Origin of the sequence: Nocardia sp. JMUB6875 (genome assembly GCF_041154655.1) — a bacterium.
In the GTDB taxonomy this organism is placed as follows: Bacteria; Actinomycetota; Actinomycetes; order Mycobacteriales; family Mycobacteriaceae; genus Nocardia.
This window is the reverse complement of the sequence record NZ_BAAFGR010000080.1, coordinates 1-15680: the sequence shown is the minus strand read 5'-3', so window position 1 is coordinate 15680 and position 15680 is coordinate 1. Positions and strand designations below refer to the sequence as shown.

The 15680-nt window shown below is 68.3% G+C and carries 15 protein-coding genes and 1 pseudogene; 11 read left to right on the top strand and 5 right to left on the bottom strand.

The features are described 5' to 3' along the window. The first annotated feature begins 1 nt into the window (after nt 1). From ACAM49_RS21265 to ACAM49_RS21235, 7 genes are all read left to right on the top strand, one after another. On the top strand, nt 2-1222 hold the full coding sequence (locus ACAM49_RS21265; RefSeq protein ID WP_369637305.1) for an acyl-CoA dehydrogenase family protein: 1221 nt from the start codon (nt 2-4) through the stop codon (nt 1220-1222). Then, nucleotides 1219-2013: an SDR family oxidoreductase gene (locus ACAM49_RS21260; protein ID WP_369637285.1), complete on the top strand. Its 795-nt coding sequence runs from the start codon at nt 1219-1221 to the stop codon at nt 2011-2013. Before ACAM49_RS21265 ends, ACAM49_RS21260 begins: the two co-directional genes overlap by 4 nt. A gap of 230 nt (nt 2014-2243) precedes the next feature. Continuing rightward, a complete protein-coding gene (locus ACAM49_RS21255) occupies nt 2244-2999 on the top strand; it encodes a hypothetical protein (protein WP_369637284.1) in 756 nt (251 codons plus the stop codon). A 42-nt stretch (nt 3000-3041) separates the two neighbouring features. Beyond that, nucleotides 3042-3689 carry a TetR/AcrR family transcriptional regulator gene (locus ACAM49_RS21250; RefSeq protein ID WP_369637283.1) on the top strand — a complete coding sequence of 216 codons (648 nt, stop codon included), beginning with the start codon at nt 3042-3044 and terminating at the stop codon, nt 3687-3689. Between the two features lie 74 nt (nt 3690-3763). Next, nucleotides 3764-4915 carry an acetyl-CoA C-acetyltransferase gene (locus ACAM49_RS21245; RefSeq protein WP_369637304.1) on the top strand — a complete coding sequence of 384 codons (1152 nt, stop codon included), beginning with the start codon at nt 3764-3766 and terminating at the stop codon, nt 4913-4915. Nucleotides 4916-5037: 122 nt separating this feature from the next. Continuing rightward, nucleotides 5038-5445, top strand: a complete 408-nt coding sequence (locus ACAM49_RS21240; protein WP_369637282.1) for a hypothetical protein — start codon at nt 5038-5040, stop codon at nt 5443-5445. Nucleotides 5446-5604: 159 nt separating this feature from the next. Further along, a complete protein-coding gene (locus tag ACAM49_RS21235; RefSeq protein WP_369637281.1) occupies nt 5605-6999 on the top strand; it encodes a uracil-xanthine permease family protein in 1395 nt (464 codons plus the stop codon). Here the strand turns inward: ACAM49_RS21235 and ACAM49_RS21230 are convergent. Beyond that, nucleotides 6988-7872 carry a metallophosphoesterase gene (locus ACAM49_RS21230; RefSeq protein ID WP_369637280.1) on the bottom strand — a complete coding sequence of 295 codons (885 nt, stop codon included), beginning with the start codon at nt 7870-7872 and terminating at the stop codon, nt 6988-6990. The two genes, ACAM49_RS21235 and ACAM49_RS21230, sit on opposite strands and share 12 nt — an antisense overlap. Before the next feature lie 78 nt (nt 7873-7950). On the opposite strand from ACAM49_RS21230, the gene ACAM49_RS21225 reads away from it, so the two are divergent. Next, the gene (locus ACAM49_RS21225) at nt 7951-8784 is read left to right on the top strand and encodes an SDR family oxidoreductase (RefSeq protein WP_369637279.1); all 834 of its coding nucleotides are present in this window, start codon (nt 7951-7953) and stop codon (nt 8782-8784) included. Nucleotides 8785-8928: 144 nt separating this feature from the next. Here ACAM49_RS21225 and ACAM49_RS21220 read toward each other — a convergent pair whose 3' ends face one another. Genes ACAM49_RS21220 through ACAM49_RS21205 form a run of 4 tightly spaced genes read right to left on the bottom strand, consistent with a single transcriptional unit; the run spans nt 8929 to nt 12409 of the window. Next, on the bottom strand, nt 8929-10008 hold the full coding sequence (locus ACAM49_RS21220; protein WP_369637278.1) for an NAD(P)H-dependent flavin oxidoreductase: 1080 nt from the start codon (nt 10006-10008) through the stop codon (nt 8929-8931). Next, nucleotides 10005-10763 carry a CoA-transferase subunit beta gene (locus ACAM49_RS21215; RefSeq protein WP_369637277.1) on the bottom strand — a complete coding sequence of 253 codons (759 nt, stop codon included), beginning with the start codon at nt 10761-10763 and terminating at the stop codon, nt 10005-10007. The genes ACAM49_RS21220 and ACAM49_RS21215 overlap by 4 nt, the downstream gene beginning before the upstream one ends. Beyond that, complete coding sequence (locus ACAM49_RS21210; RefSeq protein WP_369637276.1) at nt 10763-11638, bottom strand: CoA transferase subunit A; 876 nt, start codon at nt 11636-11638, stop codon at nt 10763-10765. Before ACAM49_RS21210 ends, ACAM49_RS21215 begins: the two co-directional genes overlap by 1 nt. A gap of 6 nt (nt 11639-11644) precedes the next feature. Further along, nucleotides 11645-12409, bottom strand: a complete 765-nt coding sequence (locus ACAM49_RS21205; protein WP_369637275.1) for an enoyl-CoA hydratase family protein — start codon at nt 12407-12409, stop codon at nt 11645-11647. Between the two features lie 56 nt (nt 12410-12465). Here ACAM49_RS21205 and ACAM49_RS21200 point away from each other — a divergent pair, with 56 nt between their 5' ends. The 3 genes and pseudogenes from ACAM49_RS21200 to ACAM49_RS21190 all read left to right on the top strand — a co-directional run. Then, complete coding sequence (locus ACAM49_RS21200) at nt 12466-13254, top strand: SDR family oxidoreductase (RefSeq protein ID WP_369637303.1); 789 nt, start codon at nt 12466-12468, stop codon at nt 13252-13254. A 29-nt stretch (nt 13255-13283) separates the two neighbouring features. Beyond that, entirely contained in the window at nt 13284-14195 is a 912-nt protein-coding gene (locus ACAM49_RS21195; RefSeq protein ID WP_040803098.1) for an SDR family oxidoreductase, read from the top strand. A gap of 490 nt (nt 14196-14685) precedes the next feature. Continuing rightward, nucleotides 14686-15680 (top strand): annotated as a pseudogene (locus ACAM49_RS21190) (hypothetical protein); the annotation flags it as partial.

Here is a 15680-nt window from a genome sequence, read left to right as displayed (position 1 = left end):
CATGATCCAGACCCCCGAACCGGCCAGCGGGATTGAGCCCCGCGAGGATGCCGCGTTCCGTACTGAAGTGCGGGAATGGCTGGCCGAGAACCTGAACGGCCAGTTCCGCGAGCTGCGCGGTCTGGGTGGTCCCGGGCGCGAGCACGAGGCCTTCGAGGAACGCCTGGAGTGGGACCGCGCCCTCGCGGCCGCCGGGCTGACCTGCCTGGGCTGGCCCAAGGAATGGGGCGGCCGCGACGCCACCCTGCGGCAGCAGGTCATCTTCCACGAGGAGTACGCCAAAGCCGATGCGCCGAGCCGGGTCTCGCACCTGGGCGAGGAGCTGCTCGGCCCCACGGTCATCGCCTTCGGCACCGAGGAGCAGAAGAAGCGCTTCCTACCGGGCATCCGCAATGTCACCGAGCTGTGGTGCCAGGGCTATTCGGAGCCGGGCGCGGGTTCGGACCTGGCCGCCGTGAGCACCTCCGCCCAGCTCGAGGGCGACGAGTGGGTCATCAACGGCCAGAAGATCTGGACCTCGCTGGCGCACCTGTCGGACTGGTGCTTCGTGGTCGCGCGCACCGAGAAGGGCTCGAGCCGCCATCACGGTCTGTCCTACCTGCTGGTGCCGATGAAGCAGCCGGGCGTCGAGGTGCGGCCGATCATCCAGCTCACCGGGACCGCGGAGTTCAACGAGGTCTTCTTCGACAATGCGCGCACCGCCGCCGATCTGGTGGTCGGACAGCCCGGTGAGGGCTGGAAGGTCGCGATGGGCACGCTCACCTTCGAGCGCGGCATCTCCACCGTGGGCCAGCAGCTCCGCTACGCGCGCGAGCTCGCCGACCTCGAGGCCGTGGCCCGGGAGAACGGCGCCATCGAGAATCCGGTCATCGCCGATCGCCTCGACAAGGCGTGGGTCGGCCTGCGGGTGCTGCGCGCGCACGTGCTGCGCACCCTCGAGTCCGGTCACGACGGAGCCTCGGTCGATGCCCGCACCGCCGCCGGGCAGGCGTCGGTGACCAAGCTGCTGTGGGCCAATTGGCATCGCGGACTGGGCGAATTGGCCATGGACGTGCTCGGCGCGCCCGGCCTGGTCGCCGACGGCCCGGGCGATGACCTCAATGCCTGGCAGCGCATGTTCCTCTTCACGCGTGCGGACACCATCTACGGCGGTTCGAACGAAGTGCAGCGCAATATCATCTCCGAGCGCGTGCTCGGACTTCCCCGAGAGGCTCGACCGTGACCGACCTGTCCACCGCCCCCGAAATCACCCCCGGCCACAACCTGCTCGCGGGCAAGATCGCGGTCGTGACCGCCGCCGCGGGCACCGGCATCGGCTCGGCCACCGCGCGCCGCCTGCTGTCCGAGGGCGCGGACGTGGTGATCTCCGACTGGCACGAGCGTCGCCTGAAGGAGACCGAGCAGGCGCTGCAGGCCGAATTCCCGGACCGGCGAGTCGCTTCCGTGCCGTGCGACGTCAGTTCCACCGAGCAGGTCGACGCGCTGATCGCCGGCGCCGTGGCCGCCTTCGGCCGCATCGACGTCATGGTCAACAATGCCGGTCTCGGTGGCGAGGTGCCGGTGGTCGACATGACCGACGAGCAGTGGGACAAGGTCCTCGACATCACCCTGAACGGGACGTTCAGGGCAACTCGGGCCGTGCTCAAGTACTTCCGCGAGGCCGGCCACGGCGGTGTCGTGGTCAACAACGCGTCGGTCCTGGGCTGGCGCGCCCAGCACGGGCAGGCCCACTACGCCGCCGCCAAGGCCGGTGTCATGGCGCTGACCCGCTGCAGCGCGGTCGAGGCCGCCGAGTTCGGCGTGCGCATCAATGCCGTCGCCCCGTCCATCGCGCGGCACGCCTTCCTGGACAAGGTCACCTCCGCCGATCTGCTCGATCGCCTGGCCGCCGGCGAGGCCTTCGGCCGCGCGGCCGAGCCGTGGGAGGTGGCCGCGACCATCGCCATGCTCGCCAGCGACTACACCACCTACCTCACCGGTGAGGTGGTCTCGATTTCGAGTCAGCGCGCGTAATTCGGATTACCGGTCCGCACAACCGAATTAGTGCGTTCGGTTGATACGGAATGCTGTGCTCGTTGATACCGAATGCCGTGTCTTCGGGTCGCAGCTTTTCTCACTGCCGCGTCTCCTTCGGGGGGCGCGGCAGTGCGTGTTTTTTTCGGGGCGGAAAATGGCTGGCGCGTTGAGGGTCTCCCTGTGCAATCCTGGTTTAGGCCGGTACCGCTAGTCGAAGGGCACGACCCATGGGTCCGGATCGCAGACAACAAGCAGCCCCAGAAGAAGCCCACGAGGAATTCGAACTCGAGCTGGTGCGTGAGGTCGTGCTGGCGCGCCGAAGGCTCGACAATGTCGTTCTGGCCGCACTGACTTTGGGTGCGGAATTACTGGACCACGACTCCGAGCGCGCGACCGCCATGCGGGCCGCGCAGATCCTGGAACAACACGCCGTGGACGAAACCGACGTGGCGCGTGATCCGCGCGCCGCGTTGCGGCGGGACATGATTCGCGATCGCGATCGAGCCCGCCGTCTCGGCCTGTCGCGAGAGGCCGGATACGGCGATTCCGAGGCCGATCGGCGGCGCCGGAAGAGAACCGCCCTGCTCTGCGAGGTGCGCGCGGATCTGCTGGAGGTGGTGCGCACCTGTCGTCGCCTGCGCTACGACCATGTGGCCTTCGCCGACGGCATAGCGCAGGGATTATGTGCTGCCACAGACAAGTTGGTGGTGGGCGCGGATATGGAGACATATCGGGCATGGCAGCGGGGGATGGTGCTCAAACTCATCGAGGAACCCAATGATGACGGCGGGCCGCCGCGGGTCATGGCGACCGTGGACGCCGGGCCGGGTCAGGAACCGCTGACCGTGGAATGGGACAGTCCGGAACGCCGCCTGGCCCTGGTGGCGCGGATGGCGCGGGCCGGAATCTCGCCCGTGGTCATCTGCGATCGCCTGCTCGCCGATCTGTCGGTCTCCTCGCCGCTGCGCTTCTCGATGCGCTGAAGGACGCGCTCGCCGCAACCCGCGGTGCCGCTACGTGGGCGCATGGTGGACCAAGCAAATGCTTGGTTGTATATTGGCGGGGTGACCCAACCTGACCCCTCCAAATCAGCACGTCGCAACGAGCTGCTCGGCCTGGCCGCGAACCTATTCGCGGAACGGGGGCTGCGCGCCACCACTGTTCGTGACATTGCCGACGCGGCGGGGATTCTATCCGGGAGTTTGTACCACCACTTCGATTCCAAAGAAGCAATGGTGGACGAAATCCTGCGCGGGTTCCTCGACGATCTCTTCGGACGCTACCGCGAGATCGTGGCCGCGGGCGTTCCCGCGCGCGACACGCTCGAAGCGCTGGTCGTCGCGTCCTACGAGTCGTTCGACCGATTCCACGCCGCCGTCGCCATCTACCAGGCCGAGGCCAAACGCCTCAGCGGCACACCGCGATTCGGCTACATCTCCGAATACAACAAGGAATTCCGCGAGCTCTGGCACCGCGTCCTGACCAACGGCGTCGAGGACGGCAGCTTCCGGCCCGAGATGGATGTCGAACTGGCATACCGGTTCCTGCGCGACACCGTGTGGGTGTCGGTGCGCTGGTACCAGCCCGGCGGCCGCATCACCGTGGACAACCTCGCCAAGCAGTACCTGACCATCGTGCTCGACGGTCTCACCAACCCCGAACAGCGTTCGTAGATCTACCCGCTCCCAAAGCACTTCAGTAGTAGGAGTTTCCAATGTCAGCACCGTCCCGCCGCCAGTATTCGCCGATGCGTGAGGCGTATGTGATCGACGCCGTGCGCACCCCGGTCGGCAAGCGGGGCGGTGCGCTGTCCGCCGTGCATCCCGCCGATCTCGGCGCGGCCGCCATCAAGGGGCTGCTCGAGCGCGGCAATCTGGATCCGGCCGCCGTGGACGACGTGGTGTTCGGCTGCTGCGACACCATCGGACCGCAGGCCGGAAACATCGCTCGCACTTCGTGGTTGGCGGCCGGGTACCCGGAATCGGTGCCCGGCGTCACCGTGGACCGGCAGTGCGGCTCCTCGCAGCAGGCCATCACCTTCGGCGCGCAGGCCATCATGTCCGGCACCGCCGAGGTGATCGTGGCCGGCGGCGTGCAGAACATGAGCGCCATTCCGATCTCGGCGGCCATGCTGGCCGGGCAGGCCTACGGCTTCGACGCGCCGTTCGTCGGCTCGCACGGCTGGGACCACCGCTACGGCACCGGTGAAGTGTCGCAGTTCAATTCGGCCACCATGATCGCCGAGAAGTGGGACATCTCCCGCCGCGAGATGGAGGAGTGGGCGCTGCGCAGCAACGAGCGCGCCCGCAAGGCCATCGTGGACGGCAAGTTCGATCGTGAGATCGTGCCGGTCGGCGACTTCTGGATCGACGAGTGCCCGCGCGAGACCACCCTGGAGAAGATGGCCGGGCTGCAGCCGCTCGCCGAGGGCAGCCGCATCACCGCGGCGCTGGCCAGCCAGATCTCCGACGGCTCCAGCGCCACCCTGCTCGCCTCGGACTGGGCGGTCGCCGAATACGGCCTCACCCCGCGCGCCCGCATCCACCACGTGAGCGCGCGCGGCGCCGACCCGATCTACATGCTCACCGCGCCGATCCCGGCCACCAAGTGGGCGCTGGAGAAGACCGGCCTGACCATCGACGACATCGACGTCATCGAGATCAACGAGGCCTTCGCCTCCGTGGTGCTGGCCTGGATCAAGGAAACCGGCGCCAACCCCGACAAGGTCAACGTCAACGGCGGCGCCATCGCCCTCGGCCACCCCCTCGGCGCCACCGGCGCCAAGCTCTTCGCCTCCCTCCTCAACGAACTCGAGCGCGTCAACGGCCGCTACGGCCTGCTCACCATCTGCGAGGGCGGCGGCACCGCCAACGTCACCATCATCGAGCGCCTGGGTTAATCCCGCCCCGAGCGCTTTTCGAAGCCGCACACCGAGATTCGGTGTGCGGCTTCCGCGTTCACGACGGGTGCGAAGTTGCCTATGCGGCCCGGTATTTCATGCGATGTGCCTAGTCTCTGCCCATGACGACAGCGGGGGAGGGGCGGTTCGAGGACGTGGTGCGCAAGGCCCGCCGGGTGCAGGACGCCATGGAGCGGGTGCGGGGTCGCGCCGCGGTGGAAGACGTGCGCATCGAAGTGGCCGCGGACGGGAGAATCACCGGACTCGAACTACCGGATTCGAGGATGGCGCAAGCGGTTTCGCGCGCGCATGCGCGGGCCCTCGCGGACGTTCACGAACAGGCCTCCGACCTGCGCCGCGAACTCGTCGACGATCCGGTCGTCGCGGCGGCGGCGCGGCGTTTCGCGCGGTCCGCGGCCGCCGCCTCGAATAGTCGCGCGCCGCAGGCGGACTCCTTCGTGCCGCCCGTCGATTCGCCGAACCCGTACGCGCTACCGGCCGCGGTGCGGCGTCGTTACGGCATGGTCTGAGGCGGTCGCCGCTCCCTTCGACGGGACCGCTGGCCGGAATCAGTCGGGTTGGCTGGGGACCGGTCGGTCGCTCTATCGCGTGGGCGCGGGAGCTGGGGGTTTGCTCGGATTAGGATGTCCGCGATTGGGTTCGGACCTACGGGAGAAAGCGGGCGGTTGATGGTGTTGGGTGTCCGCTGGACGGTGCACGGGGATGGCAGGACGCCGGCGCCGGGGGCGGTGGTGCGGCCGGATGAGCGGTTGTCGTGGCCGCGGACGTTCGGACTAGGGGCGCAGCACGTCGTGGCCATGTTCGGGGCGAGTTTCGTGGCTCCGGTGCTGATGGGGTTGGACCCCAATCTGGCCATCATGATGTCGGGCGTGGCCACGGCGATCTTCCTGCTGGCCACGCGCGGGCAGGTGCCCAGTTATCTCGGCTGTTCGCTGTCGTTCGTGGGTGTGGCGGCGGTGATCCGGGCCCAGGGCGGAAGTAGCGCGACGGTTACCGGGGCGTGCCTGGCGGTCGGTGCGGTGCTGTTTCTGATCGGTCTGGCGGTGCAGCGGTTCGGGGCGCGCATCATTCACGCCGCCATGCCGCCGGTGGTGACCGGCGCGGTGGTGATGTTGATCGGCTTCAATCTGGCGCCCGTCACCGCCTCGACCTACTGGCCGCAGGATCAGTGGACGGCCCTGCTGGTCATGCTCTTCACCGGTCTGGCCGTGGTCGGATTGCGCGGATTCTTCTCGCGCATCGCGATTTTCCTGGGCCTGGTGTTCGGCTACGGGCTGTCGTGGGTGCTGGACCGGGTGCTCGGGAAGATCCATTCGGCCGACGGCAGCGGCAAGGTCGTCGACCACTGGCGACTGGATCTCTCCGGTGTGGCCAAGGCGGATTGGCTCGGGCTGCCCACCTTCCACGCCCCCGCGTTCCAGTGGTCTGCGGTGCTGGTGGCGCTGCCCGTGGTGATCGCGCTGGTCGCCGAGAACGCCGGGCACGTGAAGGCCGTGGGCGAGATGACCGGCGACAACCTGGACGGCAAGCTCGGCACCGCGATCGCCGCCGACGGCGCGGCGTCCATGCTGTCCACCGCGGTCGGCGGCCCGCCCAACACCACCTACTCCGAGAACATCGGCGTCATGGCCGCCACCCGCGTCTACTCGACCGCCGCCTATTGGGCCGCGGCCTTTTTCGCCCTGCTCTTCGGCCTGTGCCCGAAGTTCGGCGCCATTGTCGCCGCGATTCCGGGCGGCGTGCTCGGCGGCATCACCGTCATCCTCTACGGCATGATCGGCCTGCTGGGCGCGCAGATCTGGACCAACGCCAAGGTCGATCTACGCAATCCGCTCAATCTGGTCCCCGCCGCGGCCGGTCTGATCATCGGCATCGGCAATGTGAGCATGAAGTTCACCGACAACTTCACCCTCAGCGGCATCGCCCTGGGCACGCTGGTCGTCATCACCGGCTATCACGCGCTGCGCTTCTTCGCGCCCGCCCACTTCAAGGTGGAGGAGCCCCTGCTGGACGAGGGCACCTCCTCCTATGACGAACCGAGCCAAGAGGAATCAAGCCGGTAGCGAACTGGGTTCGGTCGCGGTGTCGTCCTCGAGCCGCTCCTCGGCATAGGGCAGTTGCAGCACGTACCAGGAGTGTTCGGCCGAATACTCCTGGTACTGCGAGGCTTCCGGGTCGCAGGCCAGGCCCTCGACCCGGGTCCACCGCCCGTCACCGCAGGCGATGGTGTCGGTGTAGCGCACATGCAGGTGCCCGTGGAACAGCACGGCGGGCCGCAGCGCCCGCACCACGCGATCGATGCGGTCCTGGTTCGGATAGCACTCCGGCTTGTCCTTGCGATTCCACGTCGGCTGCGAGGCACGCGGTTTGTCGTGGGTGAGCAGAATGTCCACCGGCGAGCTGTCCGCCTCCAGCAGCGCGCTCAGCTCGTCGTCGGTCATCTCCTCCTCGGGAAACCACAGCATGCCCGCGGTCTCCTGGGTCCTCGTGGAACCGTAGCGCCGCCGCTGCGCGACCAGTTCGGCCTTGCGCGCCTCCCGCGCCAGCCGCCAGCCCTTATCGGTGGAGCGGGCCCCGCCGAAGGCCGCGAACGTGGTGCCCTCCCAGGTCCACCGGTGTCCGCGCGGCGCGTAGCGCAGATGCTTGCGGCACACCAGGAATCCCTCGTCATCGCGGTTGTCGTCGTACAGCTCGTGCAGCAGGGAGCTCTTGTCGTGGTTCCCGTCCAGGAAGTACACGATCACCCCGGCCCGCTTGGCCGCCTTGCCCACCACGTCGAAATACCGCCGCCCCGAGGCCATGTGCTCCCACGCCCCGAAATCCCCCACGACGAACACCCTCGAGCACTGTTCACGCACCGCGGTACGCACCACGGTGAGCGCGTGCGCGGTGTTCCCGTGCAGGTCTCCGGCGATCAGGACGTTCCCCGTGCGCACATGGTGACACCCCCGCCCCCGATCGGCATCCGCATTACGGCCCGCCACGCCCGCCCCGCCCGAATTAGGCTGACCACCATGAACTCTGTGTTGGTTACCGGCGCGGCGCGCGGCATCGGCAAGGCCATCTGCCTGCGCATGGCGCAACAGGGCTGGCAGGTCTACGCGGGCGTCCGCAAGCTGTCCGACGGCGAGGCCCTCACCGCCGCCGACTCCCGCATCACCCCGGTGCAACTCGACGTCACCAACCCCGACGACATCGCCGCCCTCGACGCGGCCCTCCCCGCCGACCTGACCGCCGTGGTCAACAACGCGGGCATCGTCGTCGACGGCCCCGTCGAACTCCTCACCCTCGACGAACTCCGAAACCAGTTCGAAGTCAACGTCTTCGGCCAGGTAGCCGTAGCCCAAGCCGTCCTCCCGCGCCTACGCGCCACCCAGGGCCGAGTAGTCTTCATCTCCTCCCTGAGCGGCCGCATCTCCACCCCCGGCACCGGCGCCTACAACGCCTCGAAATTCGCCCTCGAAGGCCTGGTAGACGCCCTCCGAGTAGAACTCCGCCCCTTCGGAATTCGCACCTCCCTCATCGAACCGGGCCCCATCGCCACCGACCTCTGGTTCGGCGCCACAGACATGGTCGACACCACCACCGCCCACCTGACCGAAGCCCAGCGCACCCTCTACAGCGCCCACCTCGCGGGCCTCCGCAAAATGTCCCAACAGGTCCCCAAGATCGCCGCCCCCGTCGGCTCAGTGGTCAAAGAGGTCGAAAAAGCCCTCACCGCAAAGCATCCCAGAGCCCGCTACATCCCCGGCATCGCAGGCAAGGTCCAGGTAGTCGCCACCTCCCTGACCCCCACCCCAATCCTGGACACCCTCTTCGCCCTGGTCTCCGGCATCCGCAAGAAGTAGCCCCGGAAATGCGCGAAGCCGCCCCCGGGCGAGAGGTTCCGGGGGCGGCTCGGCGCGCCGACAGGGGCGCGCGTGGATCCGACTGTGTGCGGATCCGGGGTGCGCGGTCGGGCTGTGGTGGCCGCGCACGTTTCGGGGGACGCGTCAGGCGGGTTCGGTGACGCGGTACTGCTGGAGGCTGTCGATGCGCTCGACGGCCTCGGTGATGATGCGGTCGATCAGGTCGGCCACGGTGGGGAGATCGTCGATGATGCCCGCGACCTGGCCGGAGGCGAGGACGCCCGCGTGGGTATTGCCTTCCACCAGACCGGCTTTCAGCAGCATCGGGGTGTTGGCGGCCATGATGACCTGGGACCAGGTGAGGTCCTTGTGCTTGCGCATGGCCAGGCCGTCCTTGACGATGGTCGACCACTTCATGCCGGTCATGGCCTTGAACTTGAAGGCGTTGGACACCGCTGCGGTGAGGCCGCGCACGCCGCTGGAGTGTTCCAGCTTGTCGACCAGTTCGGTGTTGAGCACCCGGTGCGGCATGCCGTCGACCTTCTTGGAGACGACGGTGTCCATCAACCCGCGCTTGATGTACTCCTGCTTCACCGAATCCGGCACGCTCGAATCTTGGGTGAGCAGGAAGCGGGTGCCCATGGCGACACCGGCCGCGCCGTAGGAGAGCGCGGCGGCCAGGCCGCGGCCGTCGAAGAAGCCGCCGCCGGCCACGACCGGAATGTCGACGGCATCGAGCACCGAGGGCAGCAGCAGAGTCGTCGCGACGGAACCGGTGTGGCCACCGCCCTCACCGCCCTGCACGATCACGGCGTCCGCGCCCCATGAGGCGACTTTGACCGCATGCTTGGCCGCGCCGATGGACGGCACGACCACCACGCCGTTGTCCTTCAGTCGGGCGATGAGCTCCTTCTTGGGGGCCAGCGCGAACGAGGCGACCTTCACACCCTCGCGGATCATCAGCTCGCAACGCTCGGTCGCGTCCGAACCGTCGGCGCGGATATTGACGCCGAAGGGCTTGTCGGTCTTCGCCTTGGTCTTGGCGATGGCCACCTCGAGTTCCTCGAACGACATGGTGGCCGAGGCCAGGATGCCGAGGCCGCCGGCATTGGCGGTGGCCGCGACCAGACCCGGACCCGCGACCCAGCCCATCCCGGTCTGCACGATCGGGTGCTCGATGCCGACCAGTTCGGTCAGCGGCGTCTTCAAGCGTTGGGCGGTCATGCCGTCACTTCCTTCTCGCGGAAACCCTTGGGGTCCAGCACGGTCCGGATGATGGTGAGCTCTTCCTCGGTGGGCAGCCGGGTCTCGCCCGCCTCGGCCAGCCCGGCGATCTCGAAGGAGGTGTTCTCCGCGACCTCGTCCGCGCTCACACCCGGGTGCAGCGACAGCGCCCGCATGGTGTGGTCCGGCCCGTTGTAGTCGAACACGCCCAGGTTCGACACCACCCGGTGCAGGTGGTGGAACCGGTAGGCCGGGTTCTCGGAATCGATCTTGTCGTAACCGATTCCGGACACGATGTCGACCTGATCCACGAACACGCGCTTGCCGTGCTTGGGCACGAAGTAGCTGGTGGCGTGGTTGATGGTGTTGCCCGGCGCGCCGCGCACACCGAACATCTGGCGGGTCGGCTGCTGGAGCGGGCCGAAGGCCGAGAGGTTCTGGTTGCCGTACTTGTCGAGCTGGTTGGCGCCCATGACCACATGGCGGCGACCGGAATTCACGACATCGAAGACCTTCGAGAACGGAATCCAGCCCTCGATGGGAGCCTTGCCGCCGATCGGCGGGATCTCGGCGAAGAACAGCGCCTCACCGTCGGACAGCAGCAGGTCCGGCTCGAAGGTGAGCCGCGCCAGCCGCGCGCCGATGGTGGTGATCGTGGACATGGGCGAGGCCATGATCTCGCCCGCGCCCCGGAAGATCTCGGCCGCCGCGACAACGCAGATCTCGGCCCGAGTAACCGTAGTGGTGTCAGTCATTACTTCTGCTCCTCGGCGAAAGCCTTGACGGCGGCCTGGTATTCGTCCTCCGAGACATCCAGGTAGCGGGCCTTGAACTCGGCCCACGACTCGGGCGTCTTGGCGGCCTCGACGTAGTGGCGCTGGAACTTCTCATCGCGGCCGTAGCTGCCGGAGAAGGTGAAGTGCGCGCCGCCGGGGGCCTCGACCACGCCGTCGACCATCATGCGGTTGAGGATGAGCGCCTGTGTCGGAACGGCTTTCACCAGTTCCTCGGTCTCGACCAGGCGGTCCACCGACAGGTAGCGCTTCTCAGCGGAGAGCATGTAGAGGTCGTCCATGTACGGGTCGACGCCGGTGTAGGCGGCATTGCCGTGCTTGTCGCCCAGATCCAGATGCACGAAGGCGGCATCGAGGTTCAAAGCGGGCATGGCGACCAGGGTTTCGGCCTTGCCGTCGGTCAGGTAGGGCGACTGAACAGTCTTCAGCTCACCCTCCCAGAAGTCGATGACCGCGGAACCCAATCCGGCGCGGATCGGCAGGAACGGCAGCCGGGCCGCCGCGGCCTGGAGACCGCACTTGACCATGCCCTCGTCCATCTCACGCACGGTGATCGCGCCCTCGGTGCGCGCCTTGGCGAACCACGGGTCGTAGAACGGCGCGGAGTCCAGCGACACGAAGCCGTAGTACGCCTTCTTGACCTTGCCCGCCGAGCACAGCAGGCCCAGATCCGGCCCGCCGTAGGTGACTACGGTCAGATCGGTGACATCCGAGCGCAGCAGCGCCCGCACGAACGCCATCGGCTTGCGCCGGGAACCCCAGCCGCCGATGCCGATGGTCATTCCGCTGCGCAGTTCGCCGACGACCTCGTCGAGCGACATTCGCTTGTCGCGCATGGCTTCTTACTTCCCCTTCTTCTGCGCGGCCAGATCGTCATCGAAGCGCGCCCGGATCTCGTCGGCCACGCCCGCGAGGTTGAGCTCCATGGTGAAGCCCTGCTCGAAGCGGTAGGAGCGGTGCACGTCCTGCACGTCGATGCCGTTGAGCGCCTTCTTGGCGGCGCGGATGACGCGGCCGTCCTTGTTGGCGATGTTCTTGGCGACTTCCATTGCGGCGGCGTCGAGTTCGGCCCGTGGCACCACCTTGAAGACCGAGCCGTAGTGGTGCAGTTGCTGCGCGGTGAGGGTGCCCGCGGTGTAGAACATGGTCCGCATCAGGTGCTGGGGGACCAGTCGGGCCAGGTGGGTGGCCGCACCGAGCGCGCCGCGGTCGACCTCGGGGAGGCCGAAGGTCGCGTCGTCGGAGGCGACGATGACATCGGAGTTGCCGACCAGGCCGATGCCGCCGCCCAGGCAGAAGCCGTTCACGGCGGTGACCACGGGGACCTCGCAGTCGTAGACCGCGGCGAAGGCGGCGAAGCAGCCGTGGTTGGCGCGGATCAGCGCGGTGTGGCCGGTATCGGCGTTCATCTCCTTGATGTCCACGCCCGCGTTGAAACCGCGGCCCTCGGCGCGCAGCACCACGACCCGGGTCTCCGGCTTCTTCCCGGCCGCGGTGATGGCGTCGGCCAGGGCGAACCAGCCGTCGGAGGGCAGTGCGTTGACCGGCGGGTAGTCGACAGTGACGACTTCGACGCCCTCGGTTTCGGTGTGACGGTTGATCCCCATCGAATGTCCCATCGTTGGCAAAACAAGCAAGTGCTTGGTAGGTTAGCACGGTGGGAATCGAAGTAAACCTGTCCGGCTCGGTCGTCCTGGTCACCGGCGGCGTGCGCGGCGTCGGGGCCGGAATCAGCCGGGTCTTCCTGGACGCGGGCGCGACCGTGGTGGCCTGCGCGCGGCGGCCCGCGGACGCCCCCGTCGAGAGCAATGGGCGGGGCATCGACTTCCTGCCGTGCGATGTGCGCGAGGTGGATTCGGTGCGCGGGCTGATCGGGCAGATCGTGGAGAAGTACGGGCGGCTGGACACCGTGGTGAACAATGCCGGTGGCGCGCCCTTCGCCCTGGCCGCGGACGCCAGCGCCAACTTCCATTCCAAGATCGTGCAGTTGAATCTGCTTGCGCCGCTGCTGGTTTCGCAGGTGGCCAATGAGGTGATGCAGAAGCAGGAGACGGGTGGGTCGATCGTGATGATCTCCAGCGTCTCCGGGCATCGGCCCTCGCCCGGTACCGCGGCCTATGGTGCGGCGAAAGCCGGTGTGGACAGCCTGGTTTCGTCGCTGGCGGTGGAGTGGGCTCCGAAGGTTCGGATGAACTCCGTCATCTGCGGCCTGGTCAACACCGAGTCCTCGCATCTGCACTACGGCGATGAGGACGGGATCGCGGCCGTGAGCCGCACTGTTCCCATGCAGCGCATGGCAACCCCCGAAGACATCGGCCGCACCGCCGCCTTCCTGGCCTCGCCCTTGGCCGCCTACATCACCGGCAGTCAGCTGCTGGTGCACGGCGGCGGCGAGAAGCCCGCATTCCTCGAAGCTTCCACCGCAGACGTCCCCGCCGTCTCCGGCCACTGAATCCCGATCGACACGAAGAGGTAATCGATATGACCGACAACAAGATCTGCGACGGCCGCGTCGTCATCGTGACCGGAGCGGGTCGCGGCATCGGCCGTGCCCACGCCCTCGCCTTCGCCGCCGCCGGTGCGAAGGTCGTGGTCAACGACATCGGTGCCGAGCTCGACGGCGCGCCCAGCCCCGATTCTCCGGCCGCGCAGGTCGTCGAGGAGATCAAGGCGCTGGGCAGCGACGCCGTCGTGAACGGCGACGACATCTCCGACTGGGAGGGCGCGCGCCGCCTGATCGCCACCGCCGTCGAAACCTTCGGCCGCCTCGACGTTCTCGTCAACAATGCCGGCATCGTCCGGGACCGCATGCTGGTCAACCTCGGCGAGGACGAGTGGGACGCCGTCATCAAGGTGCACCTCAAGGGCCACTTCGCCCCCATGCGGCACGCCGCCGAATACTGGCGCAACGAGGCCAAGGCCGGTCGCACCCCCGACGCCCGCATCATCAACACCAGCTCGGGCGCGGGCCTGCTCGGCTCGGTCGGCCAGGGCAACTACTCCGCCGCCAAGTCCGGCATCGCGGGCCTGACCCTCACCGCCGCGGCCGAATTCGCGCGCTACGGCATCACCGTCAACGCCATCGCCCCGGCGGCCCGCACCCGCATGACCGAGACGGTCTTCGCCGACATGATGGCCGCCCCCGAGGACGGCTTCGACGCCATGGCCCCGGAAAACGTCTCCCCCCTGGTGGTCTGGCTCGGCTCCGCCGACTCCGCCGGCGTCACCGGCCGCATGTTCGAGGTCGAGGGCGGCAAGGTCACCGTCGCCGACGGCTGGCGCCACGGCGTCTCCATCGACCGCGGCGCCCGCTGGGAACCGGCCGAACTGGGCCCGGTCGTCCGCGACCTGCTCTCGAAGGCCACCACCCCGGAGCCGGTCTACGGCGCGTAAAGAGCCCGGGCTCGAGAATCTTTCGTCGCCGGTATCCCGTATGGGGTACCGGCGATGTTCGTTTCCAGCTACGTACCGGTCGCCCGTCGGTGAGCACGCGATTAGCTGTCTGGTTGGTCTGAATTGTCGGTATTGGACAAGGTAGTTGGACCTCACAGTCGGGGAGAAGGGGCTGTGAGGTCTCGGGCTAGGTGATGGTCTAGGCCAATTGGGCTGGGGCGCTTGGTGATATTGGATACGTAGGGGGGCGCGCAGGCGTACGGTTTGTGGGCACCCCTAATGCGATCGGGACTTGTGCGGGATGGCGTGATGGCCGTTAGGATGACCGCGTTCCGCAAAGGTCTGGCAATCGGGGCGACAGTTGAGCTCGAAACCTGTCTCGATCTGCCGGTGCGGATCGGGATTCCGTACCCCTGGTGCGGAGACAAGCCAAGCGCGGTATCGATGAGGGGATGGCTGTCGCATGATCGTCGATCGTGCAATGCGCCTGGTGGCAGTGATCGCAGCTGTCGCCGGTTCGGCGCTGCTCGGGCCCGCTGCCGCGCAGGCGCAGCCGGGTGGCATCCCGCTCGATCCCGTGCCCGCCGGGCAAGATCCCGGCCAGTCGGTTCCGCAGTCGCAGCCTATCGGTGGTCAGACGCAGGCCGTGAACGGCGCGCCGCAGCCCGTCACGCCGGTGGCGGGGCCCGATGATCTGCTCGCCATTCTCCTCGGCCTCGGAAGCGGCTCGGCCGCCGTGGGTTCCGCGGGCGTCGGTTCCGCCGCCGTCGGCTCGGCCGGACTCGGCACCGTGCTCGGTGGCACCGGATCCGCCGCCCTGGGCACCGGCTCGGCCGTAACCGGCTCCGCCGGTGCGGGATTGGGCTCGGCCGTCGTGGGCACCGGCTCGGCCGGAGCGGCGACGGGTTCGGCCGCGCTCGGAACCGGCTCCGCCGCAGTGGGTTCCGCCGGAGTCGGCACCGGATCGGTACTGGGCCTCGGTTCCGCGGCCGTCGGCTCGGCGGGGATCGGATCCGGCTCGGGGATTCTGGCCCTGCTGCTCGGCACCGGTTCGGCCGCAACGGGTTCCGCGGCGGTGGGCTCCGCCGCCGTCGGCTCGGCCGGACTGGCGGCGCTGTGCACCGGTTCCGCCGCGGTCGGTTCGGCCGGAATCGGCTCCGCCGGAGTGGGTTCCGCGCTCGGCGGCTCCACGGGCGTCGGCTCGGCCGGAATCGGTTCCGCGGTCGGCTCGGCCGGTCCGGGTTCCGCCGCGGGCTCGGCCGATCTCGGTTCCGCCGCAGTGGGTTCCGCCGTCCTGGGTTCGGCGGGACTCGGCTCCGCCGCCATCTGTGCCTCCCCCTTGCTGCTGTTGCTGATTCCGCCGCCGGCCGCCCCCGCGGTCCCGCCGTTGCCGCTGGAGATCCCGCAGCCCCCGGCCGTGCCGACCGCGGAACCGATTCCGGCCGAGCCGACGCCCGTGGAGCCGCCGAGCGCGGAACCCACTCC